Annotated in this window: 22 protein-coding genes and 1 pseudogene; 11 read left to right on the top strand and 12 right to left on the bottom strand. The window is 65.5% G+C overall.

The genetic code is table 11. The features are described from left to right. Nucleotides 1–96: 96 nt before the first annotated feature. Genes ACT7DK_RS12140 through msrA form a run of 3 tightly spaced genes read right to left on the bottom strand, consistent with a single transcriptional unit; the run spans nt 97 to nt 3302 of the window. Nucleotides 97–2205 (bottom strand): putative bifunctional diguanylate cyclase/phosphodiesterase, encoded by a 2109-nt coding sequence (locus ACT7DK_RS12140; RefSeq protein ID WP_445399479.1) that lies wholly within the window; start codon nt 2203–2205, stop codon nt 97–99. 9 nt (nt 2206–2214) lie between these two features. Continuing rightward, nucleotides 2215–2685: a peptide-methionine (R)-S-oxide reductase MsrB gene (gene msrB / locus ACT7DK_RS12135; RefSeq protein WP_445399477.1), complete on the bottom strand. Its 471-nt coding sequence runs from the start codon at nt 2683–2685 to the stop codon at nt 2215–2217. 2 nt (nt 2686–2687) lie between these two features. After that, the gene (gene msrA, locus ACT7DK_RS12130) at nt 2688–3302 is read right to left on the bottom strand and encodes a peptide-methionine (S)-S-oxide reductase MsrA (protein WP_445399475.1); all 615 of its coding nucleotides are present in this window, start codon (nt 3300–3302) and stop codon (nt 2688–2690) included. Nucleotides 3303–3494: 192 nt separating this feature from the next. Here msrA and ACT7DK_RS12125 point away from each other — a divergent pair, with 192 nt between their 5' ends. Next, a complete protein-coding gene (locus ACT7DK_RS12125; RefSeq protein ID WP_445399473.1) occupies nt 3495–4274 on the top strand; it encodes a TSUP family transporter in 780 nt (259 codons plus the stop codon). Between the two features lie 123 nt (nt 4275–4397). On the opposite strand, the gene ACT7DK_RS12120 is transcribed toward ACT7DK_RS12125, so the two are convergent. Further along, on the bottom strand, nt 4398–5249 hold the full coding sequence (locus ACT7DK_RS12120; protein WP_445399471.1) for a LysR family transcriptional regulator: 852 nt from the start codon (nt 5247–5249) through the stop codon (nt 4398–4400). A gap of 127 nt (nt 5250–5376) precedes the next feature. Between ACT7DK_RS12120 and btuC the strand changes: the two genes are divergently transcribed. Continuing rightward, nucleotides 5377–6414, top strand: a complete 1038-nt coding sequence (gene btuC / locus ACT7DK_RS12115; protein WP_445399469.1) for a vitamin B12 ABC transporter permease BtuC — start codon at nt 5377–5379, stop codon at nt 6412–6414. Beyond that, complete coding sequence (locus ACT7DK_RS12110; protein WP_445399467.1) at nt 6401–7165, top strand: vitamin B12 ABC transporter ATP-binding protein BtuD; 765 nt, start codon at nt 6401–6403, stop codon at nt 7163–7165. The genes btuC and ACT7DK_RS12110 overlap by 14 nt, the downstream gene beginning before the upstream one ends. Nucleotides 7166–7345: 180 nt before the next feature. On the opposite strand, the gene ACT7DK_RS12105 is transcribed toward ACT7DK_RS12110, so the two are convergent. Together ACT7DK_RS12105 and ACT7DK_RS12100 are read right to left on the bottom strand one after the other, a co-directional pair. Then, nucleotides 7346–8386 (bottom strand): 3-deoxy-7-phosphoheptulonate synthase, encoded by a 1041-nt coding sequence (locus ACT7DK_RS12105; protein ID WP_445399465.1) that lies wholly within the window; start codon nt 8384–8386, stop codon nt 7346–7348. Nucleotides 8387–8488: 102 nt separating this feature from the next. Beyond that, nucleotides 8489–8899 (bottom strand): VOC family protein, encoded by a 411-nt coding sequence (locus ACT7DK_RS12100; protein WP_445399463.1) that lies wholly within the window; start codon nt 8897–8899, stop codon nt 8489–8491. A 75-nt stretch (nt 8900–8974) separates the two neighbouring features. Between ACT7DK_RS12100 and ACT7DK_RS12095 the strand changes: the two genes are divergently transcribed. Continuing rightward, nucleotides 8975–9277, top strand: a complete 303-nt coding sequence (locus ACT7DK_RS12095; RefSeq protein ID WP_445399461.1) for a putative quinol monooxygenase — start codon at nt 8975–8977, stop codon at nt 9275–9277. A 165-nt stretch (nt 9278–9442) separates the two neighbouring features. Here ACT7DK_RS12095 and ACT7DK_RS12090 read toward each other — a convergent pair whose 3' ends face one another. Next, a complete protein-coding gene (locus ACT7DK_RS12090; RefSeq protein WP_445399459.1) occupies nt 9443–10438 on the bottom strand; it encodes an LLM class flavin-dependent oxidoreductase in 996 nt (331 codons plus the stop codon). 112 nt (nt 10439–10550) lie between these two features. Between ACT7DK_RS12090 and ACT7DK_RS12085 the strand changes: the two genes are divergently transcribed. Further along, nucleotides 10551–11036: a prolyl-tRNA synthetase associated domain-containing protein gene (locus tag ACT7DK_RS12085; protein WP_445399457.1), complete on the top strand. Its 486-nt coding sequence runs from the start codon at nt 10551–10553 to the stop codon at nt 11034–11036. Between the two features lie 371 nt (nt 11037–11407). Here ACT7DK_RS12085 and ansA read toward each other — a convergent pair whose 3' ends face one another. Further along, nucleotides 11408–12424, bottom strand: coding sequence for an asparaginase (gene ansA / locus ACT7DK_RS12080; protein ID WP_445399455.1), 1017 nt, complete (start codon nt 12422–12424; stop codon nt 11408–11410). Then, nucleotides 12424–14262 carry a signal peptide peptidase SppA gene (gene sppA, locus ACT7DK_RS12075; protein ID WP_445399453.1) on the bottom strand — a complete coding sequence of 613 codons (1839 nt, stop codon included), beginning with the start codon at nt 14260–14262 and terminating at the stop codon, nt 12424–12426. The genes ansA and sppA overlap by 1 nt, the downstream gene beginning before the upstream one ends. A gap of 165 nt (nt 14263–14427) precedes the next feature. Between sppA and ACT7DK_RS12070 the strand changes: the two genes are divergently transcribed. Both ACT7DK_RS12070 and ACT7DK_RS12065 read left to right on the top strand, forming a co-directional pair. Continuing rightward, nucleotides 14428–16434, top strand: coding sequence for an oxidoreductase (locus tag ACT7DK_RS12070; protein ID WP_445399451.1), 2007 nt, complete (start codon nt 14428–14430; stop codon nt 16432–16434). A 189-nt stretch (nt 16435–16623) separates the two neighbouring features. Beyond that, complete coding sequence (locus ACT7DK_RS12065; protein WP_445402344.1) at nt 16624–17181, top strand: NAD(P)H nitroreductase; 558 nt, start codon at nt 16624–16626, stop codon at nt 17179–17181. 185 nt (nt 17182–17366) lie between these two features. Here ACT7DK_RS12065 and mobA read toward each other — a convergent pair whose 3' ends face one another. Then, nucleotides 17367–17957, bottom strand: coding sequence for a molybdenum cofactor guanylyltransferase MobA (gene mobA, locus ACT7DK_RS12060; RefSeq protein ID WP_445399449.1), 591 nt, complete (start codon nt 17955–17957; stop codon nt 17367–17369). 232 nt (nt 17958–18189) lie between these two features. On the opposite strand from mobA, the gene ACT7DK_RS12055 reads away from it, so the two are divergent. The 3 genes from ACT7DK_RS12055 to ACT7DK_RS12045 all read left to right on the top strand — a co-directional run bounded on the left by ACT7DK_RS12055 (nt 18190) and on the right by ACT7DK_RS12045 (nt 21400). Beyond that, nucleotides 18190–19398, top strand: a complete 1209-nt coding sequence (locus tag ACT7DK_RS12055) for a CynX/NimT family MFS transporter (RefSeq protein WP_445399446.1) — start codon at nt 18190–18192, stop codon at nt 19396–19398. Nucleotides 19399–19485: 87 nt separating this feature from the next. Then, on the top strand, nt 19486–20331 hold the full coding sequence (locus tag ACT7DK_RS12050; RefSeq protein WP_445399444.1) for a DNA ligase: 846 nt from the start codon (nt 19486–19488) through the stop codon (nt 20329–20331). Between the two features lie 184 nt (nt 20332–20515). Then, complete coding sequence (locus tag ACT7DK_RS12045) at nt 20516–21400, top strand: NRDE family protein (protein WP_445399442.1); 885 nt, start codon at nt 20516–20518, stop codon at nt 21398–21400. Here ACT7DK_RS12045 and ACT7DK_RS12040 read toward each other — a convergent pair. Next, the gene (locus tag ACT7DK_RS12040) at nt 21368–22045 is read right to left on the bottom strand and encodes a hypothetical protein (RefSeq protein ID WP_445399440.1); all 678 of its coding nucleotides are present in this window, start codon (nt 22043–22045) and stop codon (nt 21368–21370) included. The genes ACT7DK_RS12045 and ACT7DK_RS12040 overlap by 33 nt on opposite strands. Nucleotides 22046–22228: 183 nt before the next feature. On the opposite strand from ACT7DK_RS12040, the pseudogene ACT7DK_RS12035 reads away from it, so the two are divergent. Then, nucleotides 22229–22756, top strand: a pseudogene (locus ACT7DK_RS12035) (LysE family translocator); the annotation flags it as partial. On the opposite strand, the gene ACT7DK_RS12030 reads toward ACT7DK_RS12035, so the two are convergent. Next, a complete protein-coding gene (locus tag ACT7DK_RS12030; RefSeq protein WP_445402342.1) occupies nt 22640–23599 on the bottom strand; it encodes a helix-turn-helix domain-containing protein in 960 nt (319 codons plus the stop codon). The pseudogene ACT7DK_RS12035 and the gene ACT7DK_RS12030 overlap by 117 nt on opposite strands. Nucleotides 23600–23805: the final 206 nt, after the last annotated feature.

Below are 23805 nucleotides of genomic sequence, written 5' to 3'. Positions count from 1 at the left end.
CCCGGCACGACCGGAAGTCGCGACAGGCGGCGGCTTTTGGGATTGAACGCGCGGCAACGCCTTCGCCATGGGCTCCCTCATCTCGCTGAGGTGCGTCTATTCGTGTGAGTTGATCGCCTGGCCCGGGCCGAAGCGGGTTTTCAGATCGGCCCAGAGTCCCTTGTTGTGCCAGTTGTCAATCCAGGCGGGGACCTGCCCTGCCGGCATGGGCTCGGCGATGCCGTAGCCCTGGGCGAAGCGGCATCCCAGCTGGAGCAGCATGGCGCCAAGCTCGGGGCTTTCCACGCCTTCGGCCACCACCGGGTGATGAAAGGTGCGGGCCAGGTGCAGCACGCTGCTGACCAGGCTGAGATCCTCATCGTTGGTGAGCATGTCGCTGACGAAGCTGTGATCGAGCTTCAGAATGTCCAGCGGCAGGTGGCGGAGGAAGGAGAGGGCGGACAATCCGGTACCGAAATTATCCAGGGCGATCTGCACCCCCAGGCGGTGGCAGTGCTCCAGCACCTGGGTCACCTGCTCCAGCTGGCGGATGGCGGCGATTTCCTGGAATTCCAGCTCCAGGCTGGCGGGCGACACCAGGGGGTAGCGTTGCAGGGCTAGGTCCAACTGTTCGGCAAACTCCGGCTGCAGCAGGTGATCGGCGCTGATATTGAGGCTGACGGTCATGTCCAGCCCTTGTCGTTGCCATTCGTCGATCTGGTGCAGTACCGATTCAATCACCCATTGGCCCAGCCCCCATTCCAGCCGGCTGCCGGTCAGCTGGTAGAGAAAGGCGGCGGGGACCAGCAGGCCCTGTTGCGGATGCTGCCAGCGGATCAGCGCCTCCAACCCGATCACCTGACCGTTGAGCAGGTCCACCTTGGGTTGGTAATAAAGCACGAACTCCTGGTTGTGCAGGGCCTGCTCCAGGGCTTTCAGCTGATGATGACGATTCAGCTGCTCCTCCTGCTGGCAGGGATCGTAGAAGCGGTAGCAGTTTTTACCGTTTTGCTTGGCGCTGTACAGGGCCTGGTCCGCGTGCTGCAGCAGCAGATCGGCATTGCTGTCGTCGTGGGGATAGAAGGTCACGCCGATGCTGGCCGACACCCGGGCCTGGCCATCCGCCAGCTCGACCGGTGCGGCAACGGCCTCCAGTACCCGGGACAGGATGGGCTCCATGTCCGTGCTGTGCTGCAGCTCGGCGAACAGCAACACGAATTCATCTCCCCCCAGCCGGGCCAGGGTATCGTACTGACGCAGTATGTGCCGGAGACGATGACTGATTTCGATCAGCAGCTGATCCCCGGCGGGATGGCCGTGCTCGTCGTTGACCTGCTTGAAGCCGTCCAGATCCAGGTAGCAGACCGCCAGCTGGCTGCCCAGGCGCTTGGAGCGGGCCATGGCCTGGAGCAGGCGGTCGGCCAGCAGCCGGCGGTTGGGAATGCCGGTGAGGGCGTCGTACTGGGCAATTTGTTCCAGCTCGGCGGCATCGGCCTTGAGCTGGCTGATATCGCTGAACACCGCCACATAGTGACTGATCCGTCCTTCCCTGTTGCGCAGGGCGGAAATGGCCAGCAACTGGGGGTAGATTTCGCCGCTCTTGCTCCGGTTCCAGATCTCGCCGCGCCAGTGATCCCCCGTATTCAGGCTGTGCCACATGGCCGCGAAAAAGTCGGCGGAATGACGCCCCGAGGCGAAGAGGGCTGGCGTCCGGCCCAGCAGTTCTTCGGTGCTGTAGCCGGTCACCAGGGAGACGGCGGGGTTGGCCTTGATGATGCGATTGTCGGCGTCGGTGATCAGAATGCCTTCGTAGCTGCATTCGAACACCCGGGCGGCCAGTTGCAGCTGGGTCTCTGCTTTTTTCTGCTCACTGATATCGTGGCCGATGCAGATCAGTTCACCGTCCGGCAGGGCGATGTTGACCCACAGGCTGGGCAGAGGACGGCCCTGGCGCGTCAAGGGGGCCCATTCGCGAAAACGGGAGCCGGCAGGGGCGAGGAAGCTGTCCTTTACCGCCTGGCGGACGACATCGTCCGGATACATCAGGGCCAGGGGATCCGGATGCCGGCTCAGCTCGTCGAACGCCCAGCCGAACAGGCGTTCGCACTCGTGATTCCATAACACGCAGCGACCCTGCCGGTCGAAACCGTTGACCAGGAGCGGACTGTCGGTCAGGACCTGCTTGAATGTGTCGAACCGATCTGGGTGACCGCTGCCGTCCGCCATGCTGCTCTCCTATAAAAAGTCGCGCTCTCCCCGCCGCAGCGGATCCGGCTTGGGCTGGCCGTCGCCGCAGAAAGCGAGCGAAGCCGAGTTCAGGCAGTAACGCAGGCCGGTAGGGGGCGGGCCATCGGGAAACACATGGCCCAGGTGGCCGTCGCAGCGGGCGCAACGGATTTCGACCCGGCGCATGCCGTGGCCCAGATCCACCAGCTCGCGGATATGGTCAGGGTGATAGGGCGCATAGAAGCTGGGCCAGCCGGAGCCGGACTCGAACTTGCAGGCGGAAGAGAACAGCGGCAGGGCGCACAGCCGGCACACGTAGCTGCCGGCTTCATGGTTGTCGAGCAGGCCACCGCAGAAGGGGGGCTCCGTGCCCTGGTTGAGCAGAATGCGCCGCTCTTCCGGGGTGAGCGCTTCGGCCAGCTGCTGCAGTTGCTCGGGCCCGGGCGGGCTGAGATCGTAAGGGCTGGGAGTTTGCGCCATGATTACAGATCCTTCTTCAGCCGGTGTTTGAAATAGTGCTGTACCTTGGCCACCTTGGGCTGGGCAACGGCGGCGATATAAGGCTGATCGGGATGCGTCGCCGCATAGTTTTGATGATAGCCTTCGGCCGCATAAAACGCATTCAACGGCTCCAGGGTCGTGACGATGGGCGCCTTGAATACGCCTTGCTGTTCCAGCAGGGCGATATAGTCCGCCACCAGCCGGCGTTCGTTGTCGTCCCGGTAGAACACGGCCGAACGGTACTGACGACCGATATCGTTGCCCTGGCGGTTGAGCTGGGTGGGATCGTGGGCGATGCCGAAAAATACCTTCAGCAGGGTAGAAGGACCTATCTGGGCGCTGTCGTACTCGATGCAGATGGCTTCGGCGTGATCCGTGGTGCCGCTGCAGACGCTGTCGTAGTCGGCGGTGTCGGCGGTGCCGCCGGCGTAGCCGGCGACCACCCCCAGCACGCCCTCCAGCTGGCGATAGACCGCCTCGGTGCACCAGAAACAGCCGCCGGCCAGCACCAGCTGGCGTACGCCGGCGTCGAGAAAGGCGTGGTCGTCGGCATCGGGAAAATCGGTAGGCAGCAGACTCAATACGGAATCCGTCATTTTATTATCTCCTCGTGGGTACGGCGCTAAGTTACCATAGCCGTTCGCCGGGCTGAATGGCCAATGTTAACAACTTTGGGGCTTTGCCTTTACCGATGAATAAGAGGAATAGGTGGCAGTCTGGGGTTTCGCTGTCGCCGCCCCGGCCATGCTGTTAGGCTGGGCGCCTTCTTGTTGTTGTGCGGGATACTCATGGAACTGGATTTGCTCACCCTCGGCCTGCTGGCCCTGGCCGCCCTGCTGGCCGGCTTTATCGACGCCATCGCCGGCGGCGGCGGCCTGATCACCATACCGGCGCTGCTGGCCACCGGCATGCCGCCGACCATGGCCCTGGCCACCAACAAGCTGCAGAGCAGCTTCGGCGCCTTTTCCGCCACCCTCTATTACCTGCGCCGGGGCCTGATCGACTGGCGCAGCATGAAATGGGCGGTGGCCTGTACCTTTGTCGGCAGCGTGCTGGGCACCCTGCTGGTGCAGCGCATCGACGCCAGCCTGCTGCAGAAGGTGCTGCCCTTCCTGCTGGCGGCCTTCGCCCTCTACTTCCTGTTTTCACCCCGCATCGGGGACGAGGATCGCCACCGGCGCCTCGGCATGATCCCCTTTGCCCTGCTGGTGGGCACGGGAGTCGGCTTTTACGACGGCTTCTTCGGCCCCGGCACCGGCTCCTTCTTTGCCTTGGGCTTTATCGCCCTCGCCGGTTTCAGCATGGCCAGGGCCACGGCCCACACCAAGCTGTTGAACTTCACTTCCAATATCGCCTCGCTGCTGTTCTTTATCCTCGGCGGCCAGGTGGCCTGGGTGGTGGGCCTGTCCATGGCGCTCGGCCAGATTGTCGGTGCCCGGCTGGGGTCGAAGATGGTGGTGACCAGGGGCACCCGCATCATCCGCCCCATGCTGGTGACGGTGTCGTTGGTGATGTCGGCGCGGCTGTTGTGGCAGCAGCACCCGGAATGGTTCGCCTGGGCAGGGTAGCGGCGTCGATGACGGGGCGGTCCCGTAGGGTCGTCAAGGGTCGACTTCAGTCGACCGAATCCCGGTGCCGTGGCTGGAATGGTCCGTTGAAACGGACCCTACGGGAGCGCCCGCCGCGCCGCTTTACCCCGCCAGCTCGGCGAAATGCCGCTCCAGCACCGCGATCAGGCTGGCCAGCCGTTCCCGCTTGCGCGAGCTGGGCCGGAACACCAGGCTGACCGGCCGGGTCAGGCGGGCGCCCGCGGGTGGGGCGTGCCGCAAGGCGGCGGCTATGCCCATCAGCCGGGCCACCCCGAGCGGCACTACCGCCGGCGCCACCCCGGCACGACCCAGCTCGGCGGCCGCGAAGTAGGAGTCCATCTGCATCCAGGGCGTGAGCCCGGCGCTGCGCAGCCGGTGCTCCAGATAGCGGTTGGCCGGGTTGCCGAGATCGATGGTCACCACCGCCAGCGGCTGGCCGAAGTCGGGCGGCTCGGGCGACACCAGCACCATCTCTTCTTCCAGCAGCGGCACCACCTCCAGCCCGCGGGCATGGAGGATTTCCCCGGCGCAGACGCCCAGCACCGCATCACCGGCGCGCACCCGCTCCAGGATCACCGGGGTGTGGTGGGTGGAAAACTGCAAATAGGGATCGCGGCGCAGATGGCGGTTGAGCAGGGGTCCCAGGTAGCCGGCCAGGATGGTCTCGGAGCAGGCGATGGCAAGCCTGCTCTGATCGGTGAGGTGCTGGCTGTCGAACAGCTGTCCCCTCAGTTCGTCCAGGCTGGGGCCGATGCGCTCCAGCAGGGCCAGGGCATCGGGGGTGAGCCGCAGGTGGCGGCCGTCCGGCTCCACCAGCTTCTTGCCGAGGCGGGCTTCCAGGTTGCTGATCCGCTTGCTTACCGCCGACTGGGTGATATAGAGCCGGCCGGCCACCTTGCCCATGGTCTTTTCCTGGGCCAGCAGGGCGAGGGTTTCCAGTCCTTCGAGCAGCATGGTTTTACCTATTCCGGTTGGGAATGTTCCAGTGTAACAGCCTTGGCCGGGCAGATCAGGGGGGCAAGGAAAAGGAGTTGTCCGGCACCCTGTCCGCCGGTTTTGCCGCCCCGCCAAGGGTGGTACCATGGCCCTTTTCCGCCGACGAGAGCCCATGGTGCCGAGCGCGCTGCTTATCCGACAACAACAAAAATACCGTTACTGGCTGCTGGGGTTGGGCCTGGCCCTGGCGGCGGCCATGCTGCTCAGCCTGCAGCTGGGCGCCGTGGGAGTGGGCATAGAAGCCCTGTGGCGGCCGGTGTCGGCGCTGGAGCAGCAGGTGTTCTGGCAGTTGCGCCTGCCACGCACCCTGCTTGCGGTGCTGGTGGGGGCCAGCCTGGCCCTGTGCGGCGCCGTGCTGCAGGTGCTGCTGCACAATCCCCTGGCCGAGCCGGGGCTGATTGGCATCTCCAGCGGTGCCAGCCTGGCGGCGGTGCTCACCCTCTTCTTTTCTGCCCGGCTCGGCCTGGTACTGCCCTACTGGAGCCTGTCGCTGGCGGCCTTCGCCGGCGCCCTGGTGGTGACCGGGCTGCTGCTGGCCCTGGCCCGGCGCCGCCTGGGCCAGGGTGCCCTGCTGCTGTTCGGGGTGGCGGTGGCCATTTTCGCCAACGCCATCCTCACCTGGCTGCTGTACCTGGCCGACGACGCCTCCCTGCGCACCTTCCTGTTCTGGATGATGGGCAGCCTGGGCTATGGCCAGCAGCTGTCGTTCTGGTGGTGGCTGCCGGCGGTGCTGACCCTGGGCTGGCTGATGGGGCAGGGGCGGCGGCTCGACCTGCTGGCGCTGGGCGAAAATCAGGCCCGCTTGCTGGGGCTGGACGTACACCGGCTGCGGCCCCGGCTGGTGCTGGCGGTGTGCCTGCTCACCGCCTTCAGCGTGGCCATGGCCGGAGTGATCGGCTTTGTCGGCCTGGTGGTCCCCCACCTGCTGCGGCTACTGGCCGGGGGCCGGCAGCACTTTTTGCTGCCCGCGTCCGCGCTGGCGGGGGCCGCCCTGCTGACCCTGGCCGACGTGGCGGCGCGCCAGGCCCTGGCGGTGGGCGAGCTGCCCATCGGCGCCGTCACCGCCACCCTGGGAGCGCCGGTGTTCATCTGGCTGCTGGTGCGCCGTCATGCTGGCGCTTGAGGACTTCGTCCTGGCCGGCCGGGTCGGTCCGGTCAGCGGCGAATTCCGGGCCGGCCGCCTGACCCTGTTGATCGGTCCCAACGGCAGCGGCAAATCCAGCCTGCTGGCGGGGGCCGCCGGGCTGGCAGAAGGCGAGGGCCGGGTGCGACTGGCGGGCCGGGATCTCGACGGGTTCGATCTGTTTGAGCTGTCCCGCCAGAGGGCCATGCTCACCCAGCAGGTGCCACTGCCCCAGGGACTGCGAGGCTACGAGCTGCTGGCGCTGGCCGCCGAGCCGGTGGGCGGGGTGAGCGAGGCCCTGTGCCGGGCAATCGCCGCCCTGGCGCCGGAGCTTGGGCTGGAGCCCCTCTACGACAGGCCCCTGGCCGCCCTGTCGGGGGGCGAGCAGCAGCGGCTGCTGATTGCCAAGACCGTGTTGCAGCTGGATCCCAAGGTGAACCCGGACGGCGCCCTGCTGCTGCTGGACGAGCCCCTGGCCGGGCTCGACTGGCAGCACCAGCTCGCCACCCTGCGCCTGCTGCGGCACTATGCCGGGCAGGGGCTGGCGGTGGTGGCCTCCATCCACGATATCAACCTGGCCTGCCAGTTCGGGGACGACATCTGGTGCCTGCACCGGGGCCGGCTCGCCGCCCGGGGCGGACCCGAAGTGGTGACGCCGGCACTCATCGCCGAGGTGTTCGGGGTCCGGGTACGGCTGCTGGAGCAGGACGGCGCCCGGCTGCTGCTGCCCGACATTGAAGCTGGAAGCTAGATGCCGGAAGCTGGAAGAAAAACCCTTGTGGATGTGGCATCGAGCTTGTTCTTAAACAGGGTGTTGCCTGGCTGCCCGCTCCGCGTTTCCATGTGAAAAAAGCTGCGATCTTGCACTAAATCGCAGCCATCATCATTTCCAGCTTCCAGCTTCCAGCTTCCAGCTTCCAGCTTCCAGCTTTCAGCTTACCGCCTGGTACAACATCTCCAGCAGCCGTTCGCTGTCCGCCCAGCCCAGGCAGGCGTCGGTGATGCTCTGGCCGAACACCTCGGCCCTGCCGTTCACCACTTCCTGGCGGCCCGGCTCGATAAAGCTCTCGGCCATGATGCCGGCGATATGGGGGCTGCCCTGGCGCAGCTGGCGGCAGATGTCTTCCGCTACCAGCAGCTGGCGCTGGTGTTGCTTGAGGCTGTTGCCGTGACTGAGATCCACCACCAGCCGGGGGGAGAGCCCAACCGCGGCCAGCCCCTCGGCCGCCTGGCGGATGCTCTCTTCATCGTAGTTGGGCGCCTTGCCGCCACGCAGGATCAGGTGGCCGTAGGGGTTGCCGTCGGTCTGGTAGATGGTCATGCGGCCGTCCTTGTCCGGCGAGCAGAAGATATGGGGGTGGCTCGCCGCCCGTACCGCGTCCAGGGCGATCTGGATATTGCCGTCGGTGCCGTTCTTGAAACCCACCGGGCAGGACAGGGCCGAGGCCATTTCCCGGTGTACCTGGGACTCGGTGGTGCGCGCGCCGATGGCGCCCCAGCTGATCAGGTCCGCGATATACTGGCCGGTCACCATATCCAGGAATTCGGTGGCGGTGGGCAGCCCTAGGGCATTGATGTCGCACAACAGCTTGCGCGCTAGGCCCAGGCCGGTGTTCACATCGAAGCTGCCGTCCAGGTGCGGATCGTTGATCAGCCCCTTCCAGCCGACGATGGTGCGCGGCTTCTCGAAGTAGGTGCGCATCACAATGCACAGTTTGTCGGCGTAGCGGGCGCGCAGGGGGGCCAGCCGTTCGGCGTAGGCCAGGGCGGCGGCCGGGTCGTGGATGGAGCAGGGGCCGATGATCACCAGCAGCTTGTCGCTCGCGCCGGCGAGGATGGCTTCGATCTCGGCCCGGGCGCCGAGCACGGTCTCGGCCATGGCGTCGGACAGGGGGTATTGTTCGCTCAGTTGGTGCGGGGTGATCAGGGCCGCCAGCCGGCGACTCCTCAGTTCATCGGTATGCAGGGACATAGGTTTCTCGGATGCAGTAAAATCGGGGTGCGTACGCACTATGTCCTTACCATAACGGAAAGCCGTGGCAGGGAAAACCACGGCGAAGGGGGAAAGCGGGATTTATTCCGGCCGGCTGAAGCGCTGGCCGGAGATGGCCGGGTGGTAGAGGGGCTGGATCACGTTGCCGGCGGGATCGGTGATATGGAAGCTGCGGGCGCCGTCGCCATGGTCGAAGGGCCGGTCCAGCAGGGTGACACCCTTGCTCTTGAAGTACAGGTACCACTGGTCCAGCTCTTCCTTGCTGTCCACGATAAAGCCGAAGTGATCCATGCGCTGCACGCCGCTGGCGGGCAGGTCGGCGCGGCCCAGGGAGAGGTTGTCGTTGCCGCAGGTGAGGTACACCAGATCCTCGTGGGCCCGGTTCAGTATCTCCATGCCCATGATCTCGGTGTAGAACTGCACGCATTCTTCCAGGTTGGGCATGGTGAAGGCGATATGGCGCATGCCGTTGAAACGACCGGGTCTTTCCATGGCGGGGCTCCTTGTCTCTTTACGGAAAATATTGTGTACTGTTTGTTTGATTAAAATAAACAAATGGAGTTTACAATGTATTCAATTATTGTCAAAACCAAGCTCAAGCCCGGCGCCACCCAGGCCTTTCTCGACGCCATGCTGCCCAACGCCGCCGCCTCGGTGCGCGACGAGCCCGGCTGCCACACCTTCGACGTGCTGCAGGACAAGGCGGATCCCGAGCTGTTCTGGCTGTACGAAATCTATGAGGACGAAGCGGCCCTGGCGGCCCACAAGGAAACCCCACATTACCTGGCCAGCCGCGCCGTGGTCAACGAGCTGATTGCCGAGCAGTCGGTGATCCGCGCCGGGGTGCTGGCGGTCAATCCGGCACGGTAAGATCCGTGCCCGGAGCCTGGGCCCCTGCCTGCGCGGGGAATACGGCATGAAGGCGGTCATTCCCGCGAAGGCGGGAATCCAGGGGCCGGCAACGGGGTTGAGTCCGGCCCCTTGTCCTGTCGAGACAGCTTGTGCCCGCAGGAGGAATAATTACGCTTCCCGCTTTCAGCCGACCAGGCCCGCCAGCAGCGACAGGCTGTGGTGGCGGGCACCCTGATCGTAGATATCGGACACCACCATCAGCTCGTCGGCGCCGGTGCGGGCCAGCAGCGTTTCCAGCTGCTGCGCCACCCGGGCCGGGCCGCCGATGACGGCGGCGCCGAGGAAGCCCTCCACCCCGCGCTGCTCGTGGGGCAGCCAGCGCTGGTCCATGTCGGTGACCGGCGGCTGCAGCTGTCGGCCTTCGCCGCGCAACAGCGACAGCACCTTCTGTTGCGCCGTGCTGGCCAGGAACCCGGCCTCCCGGTCGCTGTCGGCGACGATGGCCGGTACCCCCAGCATCAGGTAAGGCTCGGCCAGCACGTCCGAGGGCTGGAAGCGGTCTTTATAGATGGCCACCGCCTCATGCAGCATGCGCGGTGCGAAGTGGGAGGCGAAGGCGTAGGGCAGGCCGAGCTGCGCCGCCAGCTGGGCGCTGAACAGGCTGGAGCCGAGCAGCCAGATGGGCACCTGGGTACCGGCGCCGGGGATGGCCATCAGCTTCTGGCCATGGTGCGCCGGCCCCAGCAACTGCCGCAGCTGCTGTACCTGTTCGGGAAAATCCTCGCCGTCTTCCGGCCGGCGGCGCAGGGCACGCATGGTGTCGGGATCCGTGCCCGGGGCCCGGCCCAATCCCAAGTCGATACGCCCCGGGTAAAGGGTGGCCAGGGTACCGAACTGCTCGGCCACCACCAGGGGCGGGTGGTTGGGCAGCATGATGCCGCCGGAGCCGACCCGGATACGGGCCGTGTGGCCGGCGATATGGCCCACCAGTACGGCGGTGGCTGAGCTGGCGATGCCGTCCAGGTTGTGGTGTTCCGCCAGCCAGAAGCGCTCGAAGCCGAGGTCCTCCACATGGCGGGCCAGGGCGACCGAGTTGGCGATGGCGTCGGCGGCGTCGAAGCCGCTACGGATATGCACCAGGTCCAGGATGGACAGTTTGACCTTGGATAATAGGCTCATAAATGGTAATGGTATCGATTGAAACAATAGCCCGATAACAACATATTTCGCCGGCATCCGCTATCCAAAGAAGGCATATCTTATGCCGATGGCTGAACAACGGAGAGGAAGCATGGACATCATGGCGCGGCTGGCCGGCTGGCAGATCCGGCCGCCGCTTATCGAACACCCGCCGCTGCACCGTTGCGACGACGCCGACCGGCTGCTGGTGGACAGGCCCGGCACCCGGCTCAAGAACCTGTTCCTGCGGGACAACTACGGCCGCCGCCACGCCCTGCTGCTGACCCGGCCCGACAAGCAGGTGGATCTCAAAGCCCTGTCCCGCCAACTGGGCTGGTCGCGCATCGGCTTCGCCTCGGCCAAACGGCTGGAGCGCTACCTGGGCGTGGCGCCCGGCCAGGTGTCGGTGCTGGCGCTGGTGAACGACGTGGAGCGGCAGGTGGAACTGTGGCTGGACGAGGAGCTGAAGGACGGGGACGACTTCCACTGCCACCCCCTGCGCAACACCGCCACCCTGCTGCTGAGCCGCGCCGATCTGCTGCGCTTTGCCGAGCATACCGGCCACCCCATTCAATGGCTGGCTGTGCCGGAGAGTTAGAGTGCCATAGCGTTTAAAAACCGAGCTGTCAGGTGTGTGCTATCCCTGCCACTCTTATCGGCAGGAAAACACCGCCGTGTGCAGATGTGTGCCTTGCTGGTGGAGCGCAGGCGGCCCGCCTGCCTTCGCGCGTAGCGCGAACCTCGGCCAGCCCTGCCACCACAAGGGTTGGAAAGGCGCGAGGCAGAACAGGCATCACGGGTTGGACTGTGCCTTCGCTCACCTCGGTGTCACCCTCATGCGGGCGGGCCGCCCGCGCCCCAGAACCGCCGTCTTTGTTGATTGAGTTCCGTCTTGTCAGCCATTATCGTCCAGCCTCCAGCCTCCAGCCTCCAGCCTCCAGCCTCCAGCCTCCAGCCTCCAGTTTAGGGCTATCCCGCCGGGCTTAGTTCGCCCCTCAGGCTCTGGCTCATCAGCTTACGGATCTGCGCCGGCGGCAGCTTTTTGCTGAGCAGGTAGTGCAGCTTGGTCAGTGCCGCTTCCGTGGTCATGTCGAAGCCGGAGATCACCCCGGCCTCGGCCAGGGCGTGGCCGGTGGCGTAGCCTTCCATATTGACCGAACCGCGCAGGCATTGGGTGAGGTTGACGATGACCACGCCCCGGGCGGAGGCCTCGGCCAGCAGTTTGAGCATGACGTCGTTCTGGGGCGCGTTGCCCACCCCGTAGGACAACAGCAACAGCGCCTTCACCGGCTGGCGCAGCAGGTTACCGATCACCTCGGCGGAAATGCCCGGGTACAGGGTGACCACGCCGATGGGCTGGGGGGTGATGGGGCTGACCGTCAGCGGCTTGCCGGTGGGGGTGCCGAGTTTGCCCGCCTCCAGGCTGATATGGATGCCGGCGTTGAGCAGGGGCGGGAAGTTGGGGGAGTCGAAGGCATTGAAGCCGTCGGCATGCACCTTGCTGGCCCTGTTGCCCCGGTACAACCGGTTGTTGAAAAACAGACCCACCTCGTGGATGGGGTACTCGGCGGCGATATAGAGGGCGTTGAGCAGGTTGTTGCGCCCGTCGGAGCGCAGCTCCACCAAGGGGATCTGGGAGCCGGTGACGATCACCGGCTTTTCCAGATCCTCCAGCATGAACGACAGCGCCGAGGCGGTGAAGGCCATGGTGTCGGTGCCGTGCAGCACCACGAAGCCGTCGTAGCGATCGTAGTTGGCCTTGATGTCGTCGGCGATGCGCTGCCAGTCGGCGGGGGTCATGTCCGAGGAGTCGATCAGGGGATCGTACTCGTGGATATGGTAGCCGGGCATTTCCGGCCGGTGCAGCTCCGGGGTGTTGGCCAGGGTGTCGGTCATGAAGCCCGCCAGGGGCACGTAGCCCTTGGCGGATTTCTGCATGCCGATGGTGCCGCCGGTATAAGCGATATAGATCTTCTTCTTGTCCATCAGAACTCCTGACATTCCACGCACAGCACATACTGGCCCTTGATATCGTCGAACCGGGCCAGGGCGGACAACTCCTTGCCCAGCTGCTCGCCGGCCGGGCGCAGGGCGGCGGGCAGGGCGCTTTGCACCAGCCCGGCGAGCGTATTGCCCGAATCCAGCAGCAACTGCTCCAGCAGCATCTCCTTGGTCGAAGGCGGCAGCCGCACCGGCCTGACCCTGAACTCCGGCAAGCCGGCCAGCTCGGCGGCGGCGGCCAGGGCGTCGTCCAGGTAGCCCAGCTCGTCCACCAGCCCCAACGCCTTGGCATCCGCCCCGGTCCACACATGGCCCTGGGCGGCGCGCTCCACCTGCTCGGGGCTCAGCCCCCGGCCCTTGGCCACCAGGCTCACGAACTGATCGTAGGTGTGTTCCACCCCGAGCTGGATCAGCTCCTTGGTGTGCTCGGGCAGGCCGGTGGTGAGACCGGCCCCGACGAAGTCGGTGGTGCCCACGCCGTCGGTGTTGAGGCCGAGCTTCTCGAAGGCTTCCTCGAAGGTGAGGAAGAGGCCGAATACCCCGATGGAGCCGGTGAGGGTGGTGGGGGCGGCGTAGATCCGGTCGGCGTCCGCCGCTATCCAGTAGCCGCCGGAAGCGGCGGTACTGCCCATGGACACCACCAGCGGCTTGCCGCTGCTCTTGAACTGCAGCAGGGCGGTACGGATCTGCTCGGCGGCGAAGGCGCTGCCACCGGGGCTGTCGATGCGCAGTACCAGGGCCTGGATATCCGCATCCAGCCGGGCCTCCTCGATTAGCTGGCTGACATACTCGTCGTTGATGGTATTGCCGCCGGCCTCGCCGCTCATGATGGCGCCGCTGGCGGTGATGAGCCCCACCACAGGGGCGCTGTGGCGCCGTTCCTCGCTGCGGTTGAGGTAGGTGGGGAGTTCCACGCCCATGTACTGGTTGGTCTGGCTGTCCCAGCCCACCTGTTCGGCCACGGTTTCCAGCATTTCGGTGCGGCTGGCCAGCCGGTCGACCAGGCCCTGCTCCAGGGCGTAGCGGGCGGGGTCGCCGGCCACGGCGCGGAAACGGCTCAGCAACTGGTCCTTGTCCGGGCTGATGCGGTCGGCCGGTATGCCGCGCAGGGTGACGATGTTGTCCTGGTAGTGCTGCCACAGCTGGTTCAGCCAGCGCAGGGTATCTTCCCGGCTTTCCTCGGACATGTCGTCGCGCAGGTAGGGCTCCACGAACGACTTGTAGGTGCCGACCCGGAACACATGGGGGGTGATGTTGAAACGCTCGAAGGCCGACCTGTAGTGCAGCCGGTACACGCCCATGCCCTGAATGGTCACGGCCCCCGCCGGGTTGAGCAGGATCTCGTCGGCGTGGGCGGCCAGGTAGTACTGGCCCTGGGTGTAATAGTCGCCGATGGCGTACACCGGCTTGCCCGAGGTCTTGAAGCCCTGGATGGCCTCGCCGATCTCATCCAGCTTGGTCAGGCTGGACTCGGTCATGTTCTGCAGCCTGAGCACCAGGGCCTGGATGCGGTCGTCGTTGCGGGCCCGGTCCAGGGCCTCCTTGATCTGGCCCAGGGTCATGGGCGGTGGCGTGCTGTCGCCGGCCAGCCATTTCTGGGCCAGGCGGCGCGGGCTCACCGGGTCGTCCTGCTCCAGGATGGGGCCGGTGATGGTGAGGCTGAGGGCGGCGCTGTCCGGCAGCCGGGGTATTTCTTCCTCGGCGGTGAAGATCAGAATGAAGGAGACCAGAACGGCCAGAAAAATCAGGTTGATAATCAACATGCGAATGGCATTCAACACCCGGCCCAGGGTGCGGAAAAACCATTTGATGGCAGACCACATAGCGACGCCTTAATCGGAAAATTGTCGAATCGGCCTATTATGACGTGAGCAGCGGCACAATACCACGGATGCCCTGAACGCCGGATATAAAACAAGTGTTTGAAAAAGGTGTTTTAATCCATTAGCCTGAGCGGGTCATTTCGGCATTTTATCGGCGGAGGGATCATGAGCCGTTACCCCCATTTACTGGCCCCCCTGGATCTGGGCTTCACCACACTGAAAAACCGGGTCCTGATGGGCTCCATGCACACCGGCCTGGAAGAAGAGCAAGGCGGCTTCAAGAAGCTGGCCGCCTTTTACCGGGAACGGGCCCGGGGCGGAGTGGGACTGATCATCACCGGCGGCATCGCCCCCAACTTCCGCGGCCGGCTGATGCCCCACGCCGCCCAGCTCAGCTTTCCCTGGCAACTGGCCAGGCACCGGCTGGTGACCGAAGCGGTGCACCAAGAGGGCGGCAAGATAGCGCTGCAGATCCTGCACGCGGGGCGATACGCCTACCATCCCTTCCTGCAGGCGCCCTCGCCCGAGCAGGCGCCCATCAGTCCGTTCAAGCCGGCGGTGATGAGCGAGCGACAGATCCGCAACTGCATCGACGACTTCGCCAACACCGCCCGCCTGGCGCGGGAGGCCGGTTACGATGGGGTGGAGATCATGGGATCCGAAGGCTACCTCATCAACCAGTTTATCTGCGCCCGCACCAACCGGCGGGACGATGGCTGGGGCGGCGACGCCGGGCGCCGCAACCGCTTTGCGCTGGAAACGGTGCGTGCGGTGCGCGCCGCCGTGGGCGAGGACTTCATCATCATCTTCCGGCTGTCGATGCTGGATCTGGTGGAGCAGGGTTCGACCCTGGAAGAGGTGATCGCCCTGGGCCAGGCCCTGGAGCGGGCCGGGGTGACCATTATCAACACCGGCATCGGCTGGCACGAGGCGCGGGTGCCCACCATCGCCACCAGCGTGCCCCGGGCCGCCTTCAGCTGGGTCACCGAGCGGGTGCGGCAGGCGCTGTCGGTGCCGGTGGTGGCCACCAACCGCATCAACACCCCCGAGGTGGCTGAAACCATACTGGCCGGCGGCCAGGCGGATCTGGTGTGCCTGGCCCGGCCCTTCCTGGCGGACGCGGACTTCGTCGCCAAGGCGGCGGCGGGCACGCCCGAACTCATCAACACCTGCATCGCCTGCAACCAGGCCTGCCTGGATCATATCTTCAAGGGCCGGCGGGCTTCCTGCCTGGTCAACCCCCGGGCCTGCCACGAGACCGAGCTGAACTTCCTGCCCACGGCCGCCCCCAAACGGCTGGCGGTGGTGGGCGCGGGGCCGGCGGGCATGAGCTTCGCCTGCGAGGCGGCGGCGCGCGGCCATAGCGTGACCCTGTTCGACCGGGCAGCGGACATCGGCGGCCAGTTCAACTACGCCAAGCAGATCCCGGGCAAGGAGGAATTTTTTGAAACCCTGCGCTACTTCCGGGAGCGGCTGGCGCGAAGCGAGGTGAACCTGCGCCTGGGCACAGAAGCCACGCCCGAGCGGCTGGCGGCGTTCGACGAGGTGGTGCTGGCCACCGGCATCCGCCCGCGCACTCCGGAGATAGAGGGTATCCATCATCCCAGGGTGCTGAGCTACCTGGACGTGCTGGCGCGCCAGGCCCCGGTGGGGGAGAAAGTGGCCATCATCGGCGCCGGCGGCATCGGCTTCGACGTGGCCGAATACCTGGTGGCCACTCCGGCCCAGGGCACCGAGCAGTGGCTGGCGGAGTGGGGCATCGACAAGGAGTACCGGGCGCCGGGCGCGCTGATGACGCCGGCGCCGGTCAAGCCCGGTCGCCGGGTCTGGCTGCTGCAGCGTAAGGCCGGCAATCCGGGCCAGGGCCTGGGCAAGACCACCGGCTGGATCCACAAGGCCAGCCTGCGCCACCACGGGGTGCAGATGTGGGGGGGAATAAGCTACCAGCGCATCGATGACGACGGCCTGCATATCGAGAAGGACGGCGAGCCGCTGTGCCTGGCGGTGGACAGCGTCATCGTCTGTGCCGGTCAGGAGCCGGAGCGTGGCCTGCAGGCGGCGCTGGAGGCCCGCGGTGGCAAGGTGCACCTGATCGGCGGCGCCGACGTGGCGGCGGAGCTGGACGCCAAGCGCGCCATCCGCCAGGGCGCCGAACTGGCGGCGAGGATCTGAGCCACCCGGCCGCCGTTTGTAGGGTCGACTTCAGTCGACCGAACCCCGGCGTCGGGGGTGGGAGGTCCATTGAAATGGATCCTTGGCAGTCCCCCGTTGGTGGGACTGCCATTTGAGAATGCCTCTTTTTTGCTTTGCACCGTTCCGGTCGGCTGCTAAGGTAGCGCCATCGCAAATAGGAGTGACATGATGGACGCACTGGAACTGTTACTGAACCGCCATTCCTGCCCCCGCCTGGCCGAGCCGGCCCCGGCGGGCGAGCAGCTCGACACCATTTTCAAGGCCGGGCTGCGCGCCCCGGATCACGCCACCCTGACGCCCTGGGAGTTTATCGTCTTTACCGGTGAACAGCGCGACCGGCTGGGGGAGATCCTGGCGGCGGCGGCCGAGGCCAGGGGCGAGGCGCCGGAGGCGGTGGACAAGGCGCGTAAGGCTCCCCTGCGTGCGCCCATGGTGATCGCCGTGGCGGCCAGGGTCAAACCCCACGACAAGGTGCCGGCTTTGGAGCAACAGCTGTCCGCCGGCTGCGCCCTGATGGCGATGCAGATGGCGGCCCAGGCCCAGGGCTTCAACGGCATCTGGCGTTCCGGCTGGTTTATCTTCGATCGTTCCATTCACAACAAACTCAGCCTGGACGAGCAGGATCAACTGGTGGGCTTTTTGTACCTGGGCACCCCGCTGGTGGAAGTGCGCAAGCTGCCGGAGCGGGATCCGGCCCAGTTCGTGCGCTATTTCGGCCAGGAGTAAGATCCCGGGGCGATTCAGCCTCCGATCCACCGTCTTGCCCGCGAAGGCGGCATCCTGGGCCTAGGGCTCCGGCCCGGATGACGCCGCCTGGCCTGCCGGCGGGCATGCCCTCCCGCCTGCGGGAGTGGCGAGAGAGAGCACGGTAGCAGCATCAGGGGCTGTCGGTAGCCCAGTCAAGGAGCGGCTCAGCCCCTTCCTTTTTGCTCCAGCTGGGCCAGGGCTTCGCTGGTGTTGAGGTTGAAGAAGGCGTCGGCCTCGTCGCTGAAGTCCACCGGCACCAGCTGATGGCGCTCGTACCACAGCTGCAGCTTGCGATCGCCGCCGTCCAGGTAGTTGCACAGGGAGGGCAGCAGTGACTGGTGCAGCAGGGCGGTGGCGGCGTGCAGCTGGATGCCGTCGTCCACCACCGCAATCTGGTTGTGGCGCTGCACGGCGCCGCACAACCGGCTGGCCAGATCGAGTGGTATCAGCGGGCTGTCGCAGGGCACGAACAGCACCCACTCGCTCGGCGCATGGGTCAGCCCGGCCTCGAACCCGGCCAGCGGGCCAGCATAGCCATAGCCTTCATCCCGCACCAGGGGGGCCAGCTTGCGGTATTCGCCCAGGTTGCGATTGGCGTTGATCAATACTTCTCCCACCTGGGGTTTGAGGCGTTCCAGCACATGGATTACCAAAGGCTTGCCCCACAGCGGCAGCAACCCCTTGTCGGCGCCGTTCATGCGGCGCCCTTCGCCGCCGGCGAGGATGACGGCGGTAATCTCTTTCGGATCTAGCATACTGCTCCCAGTGTGACGGCTTTCCTTATTAATATTAACTGCTTAACCCTGCCATGAGCAGGGGGTACGTCAAACAAATGGCATTTTTATGGCCCTTGCCCTCGGCAGCACCAGCTCCTAACATGGGGGGCCCTACAAAAGATAACCGGCGAGTCAATGCCCGGGCTCCGGCTCCCAGCGAGGCCCGGCCTGACCCGGACGGCCGTTATCGACACCTGCTAAGGCCATGATAATGACAATAAAAAATCTGCCCGACGGTCCGTTCAGCGGCCGTCCCCTCGTTGCCGCCCTCGCCATCGCCGCCCTGATGCTGGCGGCCGCCAACCTGCGCGGCGGCCTGGTGGTGGTGGGCCCCCTGGTGGTGGAAATCCGCGAGGCGCTCGACATCAACGCCAGCGCCTTCAGCCTGCTCACCACCTTGCCGCTGATCTGCTTCGGGGTGGTGTCCATCTGTGTGCCCTGGCTGACCCGGTGCTGGGCACCCCAGCAACTGGCCATCGTCGGCCTGCTGGTGATAAGCGCAGGCGTGGCCCTGCGGCTGCTGGAGCAGTTTCCCCTGGTGATCCTGGGCACCCTGCTGCTGGGCTCGGCCATCGCCGTGCTCAATGTGCTGATCCCCGGCCTGGTCAAGGCGTTTTTCCCGCGCCAGGTGGGGCTGATGACCGGCCTCTACTCGGTCACCCTCAGCCTGGGGGCCGGCCTGGGCGTCTACCTGGCGGTGCCCTTGATGGAGCAGTTCGGCAGCTGGCGCTATCCGGTGGCCCTGTGGGCGATGCTGCCCCTGTTCTGCCTGTTGTTCTGGCTGCCCATGCTCCGGGTGAGGGGCGTGGGGCGGCCCAGCAACCCGGTGCGGGTCAGCCTGTGGCGGGACAAGACCGCCTGGGCCATCACCCTCTACATGGGATTGCAGTCCTTCTACTTCTACTCCATGGCCACCTGGCTGCCCAAGATACTGCTGGAAAGCGGCCTCGATGCCCACCAGGCCGGCACCGCCACGGCGTTGATCAACCTGGTGAGCATTCCCTTCAACCTGTTCGTGCCCATACTGGCGGCCAGGATGAAGGATCAGCGTGTGCTGGTGCTGGCCACCTTCGCCGCCTCTTTCGCCGGGGTGGCCGGCCTGTGGTGGCAGCCGGCGGCGGCGCCGCTGCTGTGGGCCTCGCTCATCGGCATGGGCTGCGGCAGCTCGCTCAGCCTGGCGCTGTCGTTCTTCGTGCTGCGGGCCGCCAGCACCGCCCAGGCCACGGCGCTCTCCGCCATGGCCCAGAGCATCGGCTACCTGCTGGCGGCATTGGGGCCTTTCTCCCTCGGCTTGCTGCGGGATCTCAGCGGCGCCTGGCAGTGGGCTCTGGCCGCCATGCTGGCGCTGCAGCTGTTCCAGTCCGGCTTTGGCTGGATGGCGGCCAGGCCGGTCAACGTGGTGCCGGATCAGGAGCGCTAGGCTTACTCCCCTTGGGGGATTCTGCCGTGAGGCGTCAATAAGGAGCACGGCTTTGCCTAAGCTTGGTGACAGGCAGGAGGAGCCCTTATGAAACACGCATTGTTGCTGCCCCTGGGGCTGGTGTGGGTCGCCGGGGAGGTCCAGGGGCTTGCGCCCCCGCCGCTGCAACTGGCGGGCTGGTACCAGCAGCAGGACTCGGCCCTTTACCGGGTAAGCGAAAAGCTCGACGGGGTGCGCGCCTACTGGAATGGCCGTGAGCTGCTGTCCCGCGGTGGCCACCGTTTTTCGGCGCCGGACTGGTTCCTGGCCGGTTTTCCCGCCACGCCCCTCGACGGCGAGCTGTGGCTGGGGCGGGGCCGCTTCAGTGAGCTGTCCGCCGCCGTGCGTCGCTTTGTCCCCCTCGACGATGAATGGCGACAGATCCGCTTTATGGTGTTCGACCTGCCGGCCAGCGAGCTGCCCTTCGAGGCGCGGCTCTCGGCGCTGCAGGTCCTGTTCGTCACCCTCGATACGCCCCACCTCGAACTGGTGGAACAGCGGCGGGTGCCGGATCGGACCGCCCTGTCGGCCTGGCTGGCGGAAGTGGAGGCCGGGGGCGGGGAGGGGCTGATGCTGCGCCACCGCCACAGCCGTTACCTGCCGGGTCGCAACGAGGATCTGCTCAAGCTCAAGCGCCACCGGGACGCCGAGGCGGTGGTGCTGGCGCACCTGCCCGGCCAGGGCAAATATGAAGGCATGCTGGGGGCGCTCCTGGTGGAAACCCCGGACGGCCGGCGCTTCCGGCTGGGCACCGGCTTCAGCGACGAACAGCGCCGCCTGCCGCCGGCGCCGGGCAGCACCGTCAGCTACCGCTACCGGGGCGAAACCGCCACCGGCCTGCCGCGCTTCGCCAGCTTCCTGCGGGTGAGAAGCGACGAGCCCGGGCAGCCTTAGGCTGCTGGCATTGTCGGAGATCCTTGCTGTCACTCCCGCGAAGGCGGGAGTCCAGTGCAGGCGGCCATGGACCTCCGCCTGCGCGGAGGTGACGATGATTAAGCATTCATGCCGAAGAGAAAGGTCTGACGTTCTTTGACCGGTCTGTGTCCAAACGTCGACTCTGCCGAACTGGTGTCTGTCCTTGCCCGGGGGTAAGGTAGAAGGCAACGCCATCGAACCGAGGAGCCGCACCTTGTGCCTTATCGCCTTTTCCTGGCAGCCGGGGGGCCGATGCCCGCTGCTGCTGCTCGCCAACCGTGACGAATTCTACCACCGGCCCACGGCCCCGGCCGGCTGGTGGCCGGATCATCCCCATGTCTGGGGCGGGCGGGATCTGCAGGCGGGCGGCAGCTGGCTGGGGGTCACGCGCCACGGTCGCCTGGCCGCCATCACCAACCACAGGGACGGCCGGGCCGCGCCCCCGGCGGAGGCCCGCTCCCGGGGCGAGCTGGTGGCGGAGTTTCTGACCGGCGGCCTGAGCCCGCGAGACTATATGGCGGGCGTGATGGCCCGGCGCCACGCCTACCAGGGCTTCAACCTGCTGGTGGGGGATCTTGTCGGCGGTGAACTCTGGTACGGCGGCAACCGGCCCGGCGCCGATGCCCGCCCGCTGGCGCCCGGACTTTATGGGCTTTCCAACGCCGTGCTGGACAGCCCCTGGCCCAAGGTGGAGCGGCTGAAACAGGGGCTGGCGAGCCTGGCCACCCACCATGACGAAACCGGGGCCCTGGCCCTGCTGGGCGACAAGACGCGGGCGGCGGACGAGGCGTTGCCGGACACCGGCATTGCTCTGGAGTGGGAGCGGGCGCTGTCGGCGGTGTTTATCGTACACCCCGGCTACGGCACCCGGGCCCAGACCCTGGTGAGCCTGGCCGGGGACGGCACCCTCAAGGCCCTGGAACTGGGCTTCAACGACGAGCGCCAGGGCCAGGCGTTGCAGCCGGACACCCTGTGCCGGCTGCAATTGTCGCTTGATATCGGAAGCGCGCCGGCCTCAGGACTGTTGTGCGGCAGCCAGGCGGGCTGAACGCCGGTTAAGCAGGCTGTAGAGGCCGAAGGCGGTGACAAAGGACAGGGGCGCCGACAGCTGGCTCCACTGCTCGCCCGCTTCCATGCAGCCGATGCCGAGGAAGGTGGCCGCCAGCCAGGCGCCCAGGCCGGCCAGGCGCAGCCGGGGCGCCTGCTCGCCGTAGCGCAGGGTGGCCGGGTCGAAGAAGATATGGCCGAGCGCCAGCCCCACCCAGGCCACCACGAATATGCCCTGATAGGCCAGGGCCTGCAGGATAAAGTCGAACACATTGGTCAGCATCAAGAGATAGACCACCACCCCCACCAGCACGCCGCAGGCCAGCTTGGGCAGCCTGAGCCCCAGGCCCTTTTCCAGGCAGCTTTGCAGGTTGACCGTGGCCAGGTAGAAGTTGGCGGTGTTGATCCGGGTCTGGCTCACCCAGACGAAGGCCAGGCCCCAGAACCCCATCAGCTTGAGCAGCGCCAGCACCACCGACACCTCGGTCACCGGCCCCTCGGTGGGAATACTGGCGGCGAGGAAAATGCCGGCCACGCCGTTGAGCACAAAGGTGAACACGTAGAACGGCAGCCCGAAGTTGATGCGGGCGTGGTAGTCGGCGTCTTCCTGCCGACCCAGGCGCGCATAGTCCCAGGTGTACATCATCAGAATCCACACCCCCATGAAGTAGCTGAAACAGCGCCACCAGCCGTCCGCCGGCGCCCATGCTGCTTCCTCATTATTGAATGCAGCTGACTCCGCTGAACAGAATCACCGCAGTTTTGTTCAATACTTCGCACTGACGCTATCGCAAACTTCAGCTGGAGCCCACAAACAAAGAGAAAAACCATGACAATTTCATTGATTTTGCCAATGACAGCATTTGCCCTTGCGGCATCTATTTCACCTGGTCCCGTGAATCTGGTGTGTCTGAGCAGCGGTACCCGCTATCCCCTCGCAAGAGGGCTGATCTTCGTCACCGGAGCCACCCTGGGTTTTATCGCCCTTTTCGTTACCATAGGTTTGGGGTTGTATTCGGTGCTGACGGTTGTGCCGGGGTTCAACGCAATCTTGCGTTGGGCCGGCGTCGGATTCTTGCTTTACCTGAGTGTTCAGCTGTTCCGCGATGATGGGCGCCTGCCTGAAGGTGACGCCCACAAAGCACCGGGCTTCATTAGCGGCGCTGTCATGCAGTGGCTCAACCCCAAAGCCTGGCTGGCATCGGCCTCCGGCATCGGGGCTTACACCAGTGGTAACGACTTACATGAGGTCATCCTTTTTGCGGCGCTCTATCTGCCCATCTGCTGGCTGTCGCTGAGTTGCTGGGTTTACGCCGGTGTCTTCCTGCGTCGGCATATTCATCGGCCCAGAGTGTTGGTCTTCTTCAACCGGGCACTCGCACTGCTGCTTGCCGCCAGTTGCGTGTATCTGCTGATTGAGTAAGGACTGTCGGTACTGCTTCGGTGTGGCGGCCAACAATCGCTTGAAGGTGCGCTGAAAATGCGGCTGGTCGGCAAATCCGGTGCTGAGTGCAGTTTCGACAATGGGCTTGCCCCGTTTCAGCTCCTGTTGTCCGCGTTGGACTCGATAATTGATCAGATACGCATGGGGCGTGAAACCAAAGTAATGCTTAAAGGCGCGGATGAGATGACCGGGGCTGTAACCGGAGCGCTCGCACAAGGTGTCCAAAGACACCTCCACCGCCGCATGATCCTTCAAGTAGGCGGCTAGCGCCTGCAACTTATCGGGTGCCTTCGGGAGTGGTTCCGCCGCCTGGTCTGCCAGTTCGCACATCATGGCGGTGAGGTATTCCACCACAACGGTTTGCTTTTCCAGCAACGCTCTATTCGGATCCAGTAAGCATTCCGCCATCCAACAATAGCCCGCATACCACTCGGGATCAGAGATGATGGCTGTCGAGATATCCTGCCAACAAGGTGCATCCAGCAGGCCAGCCTCATAGCGCAGGTTGGTTAACCAGTTGGTGTCAATATACAGCATCAGGTAGCCCCAAGGCTGATTGTCGATCGGATTACAGGCATGAACCCAGTTAGGGTTCATCATGACCAAAGTCCCAGCGCTGACCTTGAACTGATCACCTCGGTAGAGAAAGGTACTGCTGCCCTCGGTGATGGCGCCCAAGGACCATTGGCTATGGCTGTGTGGGGCGTAGCAGACCTTTCGCCCGTCCCCGACCCTCCGGAGCTCCACATAGGGCATGCGCAGATCGCGCCAGAACATCGGTTTGCCTGGATCGTCCATATGCTACTGGCTTCCTCGTGATTTTGCTTGAATGCTAACCGCCAAGCTTAGCCGAGGAGGCGCGACAGCGCCGACGTCGGCTGCAGCGACTCTGGTTGGCGGTCCAGGCACCCCCCGAACACGGTCATCAGCATAACCGGCCTCTCGGGCTGAGCAAGCGAAAA

This window comes from Zobellella sp. An-6, assembly GCF_052487945.1.
The sequence above is the reverse complement of the archived record's forward strand: the minus strand, read 5'-3'. Positions and strand labels throughout refer to the sequence as shown.